This is a genomic window from Acinetobacter sp. RF14B, from assembly GCF_006864105.1.
Taxonomy (GTDB): Bacteria; Pseudomonadota; Gammaproteobacteria; order Pseudomonadales; family Moraxellaceae; genus Acinetobacter; species Acinetobacter lwoffii_C.
In genome coordinates, this window is the sequence record NZ_SMTB01000029.1 from 17214 (window position 1) to 28926 (window position 11713).

Genomic DNA, 11713 nt, shown 5'->3' on the forward strand with positions numbered 1-11713 from the left:
CTTATAGGGACCCTAAACATGAGCCAATATCAAACTGTATGCGAGCAATTACAACAAGCACCAAAAACCTGGCTAATTACCGGTGTGGCAGGCTTTATTGGCTCGAATTTACTGGAAACCCTGTTAAAGTTGAACCAAAATGTAGTGGGTATGGACAATTTTGCCACAGGGCATCAGCATAATCTGGATGAAGTGCAGAGCTTGGTGACACCTGAACAATGGGCAAACTTCAAGTTTCATGAAGGGGATATCCGTAATTTTGAGGATTGCCAGACGGCATGTGCTGGCGTGGACTATGTATTGCACCAAGCAGCTTTAGGCTCTGTACCACGTTCTATTGCTGACCCGATTACTACCAATGCAGCTAATATTACCGGCTTTTTAAATATGCTGACTGCGGCACGTGATGCAGAAGTGAAAAGCTTTACCTATGCTGCCAGTAGTTCAACTTATGGCGACCATCCAGCCCTGCCTAAAGTTGAAGACAATATCGGCAAGCCACTTTCACCTTATGCTGTTACCAAATATGTCAATGAGCTGTATGCTGAAGTATTTGCACGGACTTATGGTTTTAAAACCATTGGCCTGCGTTACTTCAATGTTTTCGGCAAGCGTCAGGACCCGAATGGGGCCTATGCTGCAGTCATTCCAAAATGGACAGCAGCCATGATTGCCGGTGATGATGTGTTTATTAATGGTGATGGTGAAACCAGTCGTGATTTTTGCTTTATTGAGAACACGGTACAGGCTAATATTCTGGCAGCTACTACGCAAAATGATGAAGCTAAAAATCAGGTTTATAATGTGGCAGTGGGTGACCGTACAACACTCAATGATTTGTTTAATGCCATTAAAGCTTCGTTAAATGATAATGGTGTGATTTATACGAAAGAGCCTGTATATCGTGATTTTCGTGCAGGTGATGTTCGACATTCTCAGGCTAGTGTGGATAAAATTAAAAAATTATTGGGATATGAGCCAAAGTTTGTTATTTCACAGGGGATTGATTTAGCAATGTCTTGGTATGTTAAAAATACTGAAGAATGAAAAATAATTTTTTATCAAAAGTTATAATCTTGGCAAGTGGTGCAGCTGGGGCACAGGCAATATCATTAATAGTAATGCCTCTTGTAACTAGAATATACACCCCAGTAGCCATAGGTGAGCTTTCATTATTTACAACAATAATAGCATTATTCTTTATATTTGTTTCATTAGGTTTAACGCCTGCAATTATTGTAGTTGATGATGCACAGGAAGCAAGAAATATATGTTCATTTATATTTTTTGTGTCCTGCTTTTTAATGGTTTTATTAATGCTATTGATTTTAATAGCTGGTGTTTTTATAGAAAGTGATGTTTTTTTATTTATAGAAAATAATTTTTTCATAATTGTAATTGCAACAATTACTTTAGTTTTATTTAATATATATAAACAATATGCAATTAGATATCAAAAATTTAAAAAAATCTCTAAAAGTATTTTGGTGCAATCTTTAGCTAATAACTTTTTGAAATTAGGACTAGGTCTTTTATTTCCTTTTTCAAAAATATTACTATTATCGTATATTTTATCGTATATTGTTAACTGTCTATTAATAAAAGAAAAAGTTATAGAATTTTTGAGATATAAAGATTTTGGTTATATTTTTTGTAAACATATAGATTATCCTAAGTTCCGAATGCCTCAGATGTTTATTAATTCGCTTAGTGAGGCATTACCTATTATTTATTTAACTCAATTTTATGGTTTGAAAGCAGTGGGTATTTATAGTTTGTCTCGATTAACCCTAGGTGCTCCAATTATGATCTTGGGGCAGTCTATAAGTGATATATTTATCTCTAGATTTGCAAGGGTCCGAAATAAAAAAGAATATCTCAATGTGACTTTATTTTTAGCGGTTGTAGGTTGCCTAATCTCAATATTTATAAATCTTTTTGGGGAAAGAATTTATGGTTTTGTATTTGGTGATAATTGGGTTTTATCAGGAACATATGCAGCATGGATAAGTTTTTGGATGTTAAGTTATCTATTTAGTAGACCTGCTGTTTCGGCAATTGCAGTTTTAAATTTTCAAAGAGGTTTCTTAATATTTGAAATATTTTCTGTGGCTTTAAAGATTATTAGCTTATACCTAGGTTACTTTTTCTTTAAAGATGCGCTGATGTCTATTATATTTTTTAGTCTTACATCAATGGTCCTTTATTTGTTTTTATCATTCTTAATCTATAGAAAAATCTAATCCATGAAAATAGTTTATGTGGCGACGAGCTTTAATACTACAGGTAAAAAAATTGGTGGTGGAGAGATTTCTAATAGAGATTTATTAGAAAATATCGCACAAAAAGAAGATGTTTACGTCATATGTATGCATGGTAGTAATGGATGGAATGAACAGTATAAAAATATAAAATGCTATGATGTTTTTTCACTATTTAAGAAGATTTTTATTTTTAATAAAATTTCATATTTAATTAGTTTTATATTTTTTAAATTTATTTCTAAAATTTTGATGAAAAAAATAAATCCAGATATTGTACTTGGTGCTACTGAGTCTGTTGGAATTGTTCAAAAATTTTGCGAGAAAAATAAAATAAAATGTGGAGTTTTCATTAGAGCTTTTGAAAATTTTAATATTGAAAAAAATTTAAAAAATTCAATTAAGAAGTTTTTTTACTCTGACTTTTCAGAAATAACTATAAATAAAATGGATTTTATTATTACTAATAGTTTATTCATGAGGGAAAAGTGTCTCTCTATGACTTCTGTTGATGATATATATATTGTTTATCCAGCCATCAACTTGAAAAAAAATCCTATTGATACCAATGCTTCAATCCAGACTATTGGAATGGTATCTACAAGGATAGATAAAGGTTTTAATATATTTAAAGCAATTCGGCCACATTTCCCAGACATAAAATTTATAGTACTTGGTGGGACAGAAGATGCTTTAGACACAGAAAATAATATTTACATATATAAATGGGTAAAAAACCCAGAAAGTGTCTTATCTAAAATGGATCTGATATTGGTACCCTCTATTATAGAAGAGACCTTTGGTCGGATTTCAGTTGAAGCTTTGCGTCTTGGAAAAAGAGTGTTGGTGTCAAATAAAGGTGGATTGCCAGAAACAGTTAATTTTAATAATAATTTCATAGTTGAAAATGATGATATTATGTCATGGGTAGAAAAAGTGGAAGAGGTCGTTAGTTTTCCCAATGCTAATTTATATGATTTAGAGGAAGTTTCTAGCAATACTCTTAATTATACTTCATCTATACAAGTTAAAAACTTTTATAAAATTTTAAATGAAATAAATGGTTGAAAAAATGAGTTATAATCTATTGCTGAAATATTATATTGGGATTTTTTTTGCCTTGTGGATATTTTCATCTTTTATTTTTATAGATTCTATACTTATACTGTATATTCCCTTTGTATTCTCATTATTCCCTTTATTATTTGTTTTCATGTATCCAAGATTTTTTAATAAGAATAGTCAAGCCAATAGTTTCTTTTTTTTAAATCTACTATTATTTTTTTGGGTAGTTCTTAGTTGTTTAAATAGTGACTTAAAATTATTATCCTTGCAAAGGGTTTTAATAAATTATATACCAATATTTTCACTTATTATTATTTTTTATTCTATAAATTTTGATTTTAATTTTTTTAAAACTTTTTTTAAAAAGATAAATAATTTTGTTTTAGTTTGCTGTGTTTTTAGTTTTTTTTTATTACTTTTTGGTTCTATTGTTTGGGACTCAGAACATGGTTATTTAAATTATATAAATCAGCTGCCATTTATATACCAGCGAATTATGGGTGATTATCCTATATATAGGGCTTCTGCATTTTTCGTTAATCCAAATACTTTTGGATTGTGGTTGCTTATAGGTCTAGCTTCTTTACTATGCTGGGTAGATGATTCATTTAGAAAAAACATTAGCTTATTTATTATTGGTGTTGGATTTTTTCTTTCTTTTTCTAGGGGAGCATTGTTAGCAGTTTTTATTTTTCTATTTATATATAGTTTTTTCCTTAAAAAATATAAGACGTTATTATTTATATCTATCTTCACTATACTGGGTTATTTGATTATAGAAATTTCTGGATTTTCTTCTTTTGTTGACTTATCTAATAGTAGATTCTCTAGTTCATTAAACTCACGCGATATAGCATGGGATATGCTACTTGAATCAATTGCAAATAATTTACTATTAGGGGTTGGGTTTGGTGTTTCTAATGAAATAGTATTAAATATTGATGAGTTGGGTTTTTCATCTCATAATTTACACTTACAATTTGCAGCTGAAATAGGTCTAATTGGCTATATTTTATTTTTATTAGTTTATTTATATCCGGTGTTTTTTTCTTTTTATCAAATACGAAAAAATAATAGAGTAAAAGAGAATACATTTTTCTTTGCACTTCTTATTGCTATATTGTGTCATCAGGTTTTTGAAAATACACTATTTAGATCTGGTTTTTTTACTTATTTTTGGTTCTTTATATCTTGTATACCTTTTTATATAAATCATGATCTTAAACCGAAAAAGGGAATTAAATGAAAATTTTATATTTAATTACAGGCCTAGGCATGGGTGGAGCTGAAAAAGTTATTACAGATTTAGCTGATAATATGGTTGAATTGGGTCATGAGGTTACTCTTGCATATATGGTTGGTGATGCTATTGTATTACCTCGATCAAAAAAAATAGATATTATTTTTTTAAACTTCAAAAAAAATCCTATTAGTGCTTTAGTTAGGTTTATAAGAATTTTAAAGCTAAAGAGACCTGATGTGGTTCATAGTAATATGTATCATGCGAATATTTTTGCTAGAATTTCTAGAATTTTTAATCCATTTCCTAAGCTAATTTCTACTTCACATAGTGATTTTGAAGGAGGGAGAGTTAGAATGTTTATTTATGCATTAACTTCTCCATTGGCTACTATCTCAACTAATGTTAGTGAACAGGCAAAAAATAAATTAGTTGCAGCGGGTGCCGTAAATCCGAATAAGATATTAGTAGTTAATAATTCAGTTGATATTAATAAGTTTAAAAAAAATGATGAATATAGAGCCCAATATAGAGAACAATTTAATTTAAAAGAAGATGATATCTGCTTATTGGCAGTTGGACGGTTTCATCCAGCAAAAGACTATTCTACGTTAATTAGAATTTTTGATCAGTTACGGTATAAAGAAAAAAATATTAAGTTATTTATTGTTGGAGATGGTGAGCTTAGAGCTTCTATCGAAGCGAAAATCAAGACTTTTGCTTTAGATGATAAAGTCATTTTATTAGGTATTAGGCAAGATATTCCGCAATTGATGAATATGTGTGATATTTTTATTTCTACATCTGCGTGGGAAGGTTTTGGTTTAGTGCTGGCGGAAGCTATGGCTTGTTCTAAGCGAGTAATTGTTTCTAAGAATGCTGGTTTTAGGGAAATTTTGGGGGAAGACTCAGAATACTTAATTGAGGCTGGTAATATAAATGAGTTTTGCAAGGCGATTGAGAGTTTAATTCATTTAGATCAAGAGCAAGTTAAATTTATCGAAGATGAAAATCGTAAAACAATAGAGAATCATTTTTCATCTGATATTATTATGAGTAAGTGGCTTCAATTATATGAAAAATAAATTTTTAATGATCTCTAGTTTCCTCCCTTCAGTCTTAAACTTCCGTGGAAAGTTACTTGAAGCGATCCATCAGCAAGGCTATGAAATCCATATTATTGCACCTGATCTGGCTTCTTTTTCTGCCGAGCATGAGAAACTCCTAGATTTAGGTTATTGCGTACATGAAGTTTCCATGCAACGCACAGGCACTAATCCGGTAGCAGACTTAAAAACCTTAGGAAGCATGTATACGCTTATAAAAAAAATCAAACCTGATTATGTTCTATCTTATACTATTAAGCCGGTGATCTATGGAACACTCGCTGCATGGTTGGCAAAAGCACCGCATCGTTATGCCTTAATTACAGGTTTAGGCTATGCATTTCAAAATGTAGAAACTCAGACTAAGCGTAGTATTTTCCAGAAGCTGGTTCATGGTTTATACCAGCAGGCATTGTCGCGCAGTCATAAGGCATTTTTCCAAAATCCAGATGACTTAAAACTTTTTCAGGACTTAAAGCTTTTAACCGTTCAAACGCCTACAGTGGTAGTGAACGGTTCTGGGGTTAATGTTGCCGACTTCAATGTATTGTCTTTACCTGTAACGATGGATCAAAAAACTAAAATATCCTTTTTATTGATTGCGCGTTTACTGGTAGATAAAGGTGTCCGTGAATACGCCGAAGCAGCAAAAATCATCAAGCATAAATATCCGCATGTAGAATTTAATCTGGTGGGCTGGATTGATGAAAATCCTTCGGCCATTAGTCAGCAAGAACTGGATCAGTGGATAGCCAGTAATACACTAAAATACTGGGGGAAACTTTCCGATGTGCGTCCGGCAATTGCAGAAAGCTCGGTGTATGTGTTGCCATCGTATCGTGAAGGCACCCCCCGTACCGTTTTAGAGGCCATGGCAATGGGCCGGGCAATTATAACCACGGATGCACCAGGTTGTCGTGAAACTGTTACTGATGGCGATAACGGCTTTCTGGTTGAAGTAAAATCCGTGGAAAGTCTAGTAATTGCAATGGAGAAACTGATTCTTCAGCCAGAGCTGATCGCTAAAATGGGAAGTCGCTCCCGGGAAATCGCACTTCATAAATACGATGTACATCAGGTAAACGCACATATGATGCAAGAAATGGGTTTGATCTAAATGCTAAAACGCCTTCTCGATATTATCATCGCTTCCATTGCACTAATTCTGCTTTCACCACTTTATGCCTTTGTGGCTTATAAAGTGAAAAAGAATCTTGGTTCGCCAGTATTATTTCGCCAGGTGCGTCCCGGCTTACATGGCAAGCCTTTTGAGATGATCAAATTCCGAACCATGAAAGATGCTGTGGACGAGCAGGGTAATCCATTGCCGGACCGTGAACGTTTAACCCCACTTGGTCAAATGTTGCGCTCTACCAGTCTGGATGAAATGCCGGAACTCTGGAATGTGATTAAAGGCGATATGAGTATTGTCGGCCCGCGCCCATTGCTGATGGAATATCTGCCGCTTTACAGCCCTGAACAAGCCAAACGCCATGATGTAAGACCGGGTATGACCGGTCACGCGCAGGTCAATGGCCGCAATGCCATTGGCTGGGAAGAAAAATTTAAACTCGATACCTGGTATGTCGAAAATCAGTCGATTTGGCTCGACTTTAAAATCATGTTTAAAACGGTACATAAAGTTTTAGCGAAAGATGATATCAGTGCCGAGGGTGAAGCGACCATGACACGCTTTACTGGCTCACAACGCAAGGACGAAATATAATGAAAGCTTTATTTATTGCTGTGTATGGTGCAAGTGGTTTTGGTAAAGAAGTTATGCCATTGGTTCGCCAGCAATTTCCTACCTTAGCCAAAGAAAACTTCGTTTTCATCGATGATGGCCAAGCTGGCAATAATTTAAATAGCTATGCTGTTCTAAGTTATCAGGATTTTCTCGCCAGACCACATACCCATAAGGCTGTAACCATTGCTATCGCAAATAGTCAAGTTCGTGAAAAACTGGTTCAGCGTTTAAATGAGGACCAGATACAGCATCTAGATATTCATGCAGGCAATACAGTTATCCTAGATGAGGTCCATATTGGTGAAGGGAGCTTACTTTGTCCTTTCACTTGTCTGACATCCAATATCAAAATTGGAAAATTCTTTCATGCCAATATTTATAGCTATATCGCTCATGACTGCATCATTGGTGATTATGTCACCTTTGCTCCCGGGGTGAAATGCAATGGTAATATCCATATCGAAGACCATGCCTATATTGGTACAGGTGCCGTGATCAAACAGGGTACACCTGACAAACCTGTGGTGATTGGCAAGGGTGCCGTAGTCGGTATGGGCGCTGTCGTCACCAAAAGCGTACCACCGGGCGTCACGGTGATCGGTAATCCGGCACGAATTCTAGAGAAAAAATAAGCTTTTCAATATTAAAAATTCAGGACACATCATGTTAAATACTGTATTTGAACCATGGCCAAGTTTTACTCAGGAAGAAGCGGATGCAGTTTCCCAGGTTTTATTGTCGAATAAGGTCAACTACTGGACCGGACAGGAATGCCGTGAGTTTGAAAAAGAGTTTGCCCAGTTTGCAGACACCCGGTATGCAGTGGCATTGGCCAATGGAACCGTGGCGCTCGATGTGGCTTTAAAAGCACTGGGTATCGGGGCAGGGGATGATGTCATTGTCACCTCACGTACTTTTCTGGCTTCAGCCAGCTCCATTGTGACCGCGGGAGCAAATCCAATTTTTGCCGATGTTGAACTGGATTCACAGAATATCTCGCGCCGTACCATTGAAGCAGTCATTACGCCGAATACCAAGGCTATCATTTGTGTCCATCTGGCCGGCTGGATGTGTGACATGGACCCGATCATGCAACTGGCTGCCGATAGAGGCCTGTATGTGATTGAAGACTGTGCACAGGCGCACGGCGCGAAATATAAAGGCAAATCTGCCGGTTCAATCGGACATATCGGTGCCTGGTCTTTCTGTCAGGACAAGATCATGACCACAGGGGGTGAAGGCGGTATGGTCACCACCAATGATGAAGAGCTGTGGAAAAAAATGTGGTCCTATAAAGACCATGGCAAGAACTTTGACAGTATTTATAATAAACAACATCCGCCGGGTTTCCGCTGGCTGCATGATTCCTTTGGTACCAACTGGCGCATGATGGAAATGCAGGCGGTAATCGGTCGTATCCAGTTGAACAAGATGCCGGAATGGACGCGCAAACGTACTGAAAATGCTAAAAGAATCTTGGCTTGTTTTGAAGATAGTCCTTATTTTACAGTACATACACCGGATGCTGACTATACGCATGCTTGGTATAAATGCTATGTGCAGGTCAATACAGAGGCTTTACCCGCAGACTGGTCACGTGACCGGATTATGGCAGAAATTAATGCTCTAGATGTACCATGTTTTAGTGGATCTTGCTCAGAAGTGTATTTGGAGCGTGCATTTGATGGTACAGCATGGCGTCCTCAGGAGCGTCTCAAGAATGCCCAACAGCTGGGTGAAACCAGCTTAATGTTTTTAGTTCATCCGACCTTAACAGAAAATAATATTCAGGCATCTGAGCACAGCATTCGTCAGGTGATTAGTCGTATATAACTTTTTAACAGCTTAAATATATAAAATGTGCAATCAACAGTGCATTTTATATATTTGTTTAGCTTTTAGCCTGCTTTTTAGCTAAGAGTTGCTTAAAACTTATAAATAAATTTGAGAAGACATCTCACGTGAAATCAATCATCCTACCTTTAGTCGAATCTCCTCGTACTGCCAAAAAGATCTTCTTGGTAGCACTTGATTTTTGTATTTTCCCTGTGCTGATCTGGCTATGTTATGCCATTCGCCAGTTCGATCTGGGCGCAGAAGTGGTTCCCAATATTCCTTTTGGTGCGCTTTGGGTAAGTGCAATTGCTGTCGTGGCTCTCTTGGTGAGCGGAAGCTACCAGTTTATTGTTCGTACGTTTAATGAGTTTTTTATTGTTAAACTCGGGCTGGCGACCATTCTGACCGTAACAGGCTTGTATTTACTGGCTTATAGCACCCATGCCTTTATTCCAACATCCATCCCCCTGATGTTTGGCTTTATGATGTTTGCCTGGGTCTGGTTGAGTCGTGGGGTAATTCGCTTGATTGTCCGCTCCTATTTACAGTCCGGTATACCCAAAAAACGAATTGCGATTTATGGCGCAGGGGATGCCGGGCAGCAAGTAGCAGCCACCTTGTACCGTTCCGATGAGCATTTACCGGTATTTTTTATAGATGATAATCTTTCTTTAAGTGGGCAGAATATTGGCGGAATACCCGTCTATACGCCCCAGATTGCGCTCAAATGTCTGGCTAAACTGGGTATTGATGAAATTCTGGTTGCCCTGCCTTCGGTTGGGCGTAGCCGTAAAAGTGAAATTATCAAGTTTCTGGAACCGGCTCATTTAAAAATTACAGAAATTCCCGGGCTAACCAAGCTGGTCAATGGTGAAATTCGCGTTTCTGATATTCAGGAAATCGATATTATTGATTTGTTAGGCCGTGATCCGGTACCTCCTGTGGCTCAGTTACTGGAAAAAAACATTAAGCATAAAGTCGTGATGATCACCGGTGCTGGCGGATCGATTGGTTCAGAACTCTGCCGCCAGATTATCAAAAATCAGCCTGCCAAAATTGTGATTTATGAACTGACTGAATTCGCCCTCTATAGTATTGAAAAAGAGTTACGCCTCACCGCCAGCTGTGAAATTATTCCAATTTTGGGTTCAGTTTTAGAAGAAGCCAAACTGGAACGCGTCATCGAGCAGTATCAGGTACAAACGGTTTATCATGCTGCTGCCTATAAACATGTGCCACTGGTTGAGTGTAATCCGCTGGCGGGCTTAAAAAATAACGCCGTTGGAACCGCCTTTAGTGTGAATGCTGCGGTGAAGAAAGGCGTTGAGACCTTTGTGTTAATTTCAACCGATAAGGCCGTACGTCCGACCAACGTGATGGGGGCAACCAAGCGGATGGCCGAGCTATATTGTCAGGCCATGGCGGAAGCACAGGATCAGACCCAGATCAGTATTGTCCGTTTTGGTAATGTACTGGGGTCTTCGGGCTCAGTGGTACCATTATTTAAACAGCAGATTTCCAAAGGTGGCCCGATTACGGTCACTCACCCCGATGTCACCCGTTTCTTTATGACCATTCCCGAAGCCTCTCAACTGGTGATTCAGGCCGGTGCGCTGGGGCAGGGTGGAGATGTCTTCCTGCTGGATATGGGCGAACCGGTACGGATTCAGGATCTGGCCCGTCAGATGATTGCCCTCAGTGGCCTGAAAGTGCGAGAAGCTGGCAGTCAGGCGGGCGATATTGAAATCCAGTACTCGGGTTTACGTCCTGGCGAAAAACTTTACGAAGAATTACTCATTGATGCAGATAATACCGAAGTGACACAACACAGCCGGATTTTACGTTCTTATGAAAAAATGTATGCTCTGGATGAATTGTTGCAGGTTTTTGAGCGCTTCAATGCGTTAACTGCAGTGCAATCGGATATTGATTGGGCATTAAGCCAGCTGGAGCACTATGTTGATGGTTATCAGCGTGGTAAAGAAGTGAAAGTGAATTAAAATATTGAGGTCAGGTTATTCCATATGATTAAGAAGGCGATTTTACCTGTTGCAGGTTTGGGTACCCGTTTTTTACCGGCCAGTAAATCGATTCCAAAAGAAATGGTCACGGTGGTTGACCGTCCTGCAATTGAATATGTGGTGAAAGAAGCGATTGCTGCCGGGATTGAACAGATTATTTTAGTCACTCACAGTTCTAAAGCATCGATTGAAAACTATTTTGACCGTAATTTTGAACTTGAAACCACCCTGGCGCAAAAACAGAAAACCGATTTGTTGAAGGAAATTACTGAAATTTTGCCGGCGGGCGTGAGTGTGATGAGTGTACGTCAGCCACAGCCCTTAGGTCTGGGCCATGCGGTCCTGTGTGCCAAAGCCGTAATTGGCGAGGATGATTTCGCGGTATTGCTGCCTGATGTACTGGTCAAAGATCAGCAGCAACAAAATGACCTGTCCCG

At 37.5% G+C, this 11713-nt stretch carries 11 protein-coding genes; all 11 read left to right on the plus strand.

Annotated features, from left to right (window positions below; translation table 11 throughout):
- Window positions 1–18: 18 nt before the first annotated feature.
- Window positions 19–1047 (plus strand): NAD-dependent epimerase/dehydratase family protein, encoded by a 1029-nt coding sequence (locus tag E2K52_RS06305; protein WP_151204302.1) that lies wholly within the window; start codon window positions 19–21, stop codon window positions 1045–1047.
- Window positions 1044–2243 carry an oligosaccharide flippase family protein gene (locus tag E2K52_RS06310; protein ID WP_151204303.1) on the plus strand — a complete coding sequence of 400 codons (1200 nt, stop codon included), beginning with the start codon at window positions 1044–1046 and terminating at the stop codon, window positions 2241–2243. Before E2K52_RS06305 ends, E2K52_RS06310 begins: the two co-directional genes overlap by 4 nt.
- 3 nt (window positions 2244–2246) lie before the next feature.
- The gene (locus E2K52_RS06315) at window positions 2247–3329 is read left to right on the plus strand and encodes a glycosyltransferase family 4 protein (protein WP_151204304.1); all 1083 of its coding nucleotides are present in this window, start codon (window positions 2247–2249) and stop codon (window positions 3327–3329) included.
- A gap of 4 nt (window positions 3330–3333) precedes the next feature.
- On the plus strand, window positions 3334–4572 hold the full coding sequence (locus tag E2K52_RS06320; protein ID WP_161981124.1) for an O-antigen ligase family protein: 1239 nt from the start codon (window positions 3334–3336) through the stop codon (window positions 4570–4572).
- Window positions 4569–5651, plus strand: a complete 1083-nt coding sequence (locus E2K52_RS06325; RefSeq protein WP_151204306.1) for a glycosyltransferase — start codon at window positions 4569–4571, stop codon at window positions 5649–5651. The genes E2K52_RS06320 and E2K52_RS06325 overlap by 4 nt, the downstream gene beginning before the upstream one ends.
- The gene (locus E2K52_RS06330) at window positions 5641–6789 is read left to right on the plus strand and encodes a glycosyltransferase family 4 protein (RefSeq protein ID WP_151204307.1); all 1149 of its coding nucleotides are present in this window, start codon (window positions 5641–5643) and stop codon (window positions 6787–6789) included. Before E2K52_RS06325 ends, E2K52_RS06330 begins: the two co-directional genes overlap by 11 nt.
- Entirely contained in the window at window positions 6790–7398 is a 609-nt protein-coding gene (locus tag E2K52_RS06335; RefSeq protein WP_151204308.1) for a sugar transferase, read from the plus strand. It begins immediately after the preceding gene.
- Window positions 7398–8051 (plus strand): acetyltransferase, encoded by a 654-nt coding sequence (locus tag E2K52_RS06340; RefSeq protein WP_151204309.1) that lies wholly within the window; start codon window positions 7398–7400, stop codon window positions 8049–8051. The genes E2K52_RS06335 and E2K52_RS06340 overlap by 1 nt, the downstream gene beginning before the upstream one ends.
- Window positions 8052–8082: 31 nt before the next feature.
- Window positions 8083–9252, plus strand: coding sequence for a DegT/DnrJ/EryC1/StrS family aminotransferase (locus E2K52_RS06345; protein WP_151204310.1), 1170 nt, complete (start codon window positions 8083–8085; stop codon window positions 9250–9252).
- A 128-nt stretch (window positions 9253–9380) separates the two neighbouring features.
- Window positions 9381–11255 carry a polysaccharide biosynthesis protein gene (locus tag E2K52_RS06350; protein WP_151204311.1) on the plus strand — a complete coding sequence of 625 codons (1875 nt, stop codon included), beginning with the start codon at window positions 9381–9383 and terminating at the stop codon, window positions 11253–11255.
- A gap of 24 nt (window positions 11256–11279) precedes the next feature.
- Window positions 11280–11713 (plus strand): UTP--glucose-1-phosphate uridylyltransferase (locus tag E2K52_RS06355; RefSeq protein WP_151204312.1); only part of this gene is annotated, 434 nt, incomplete at its 3' end.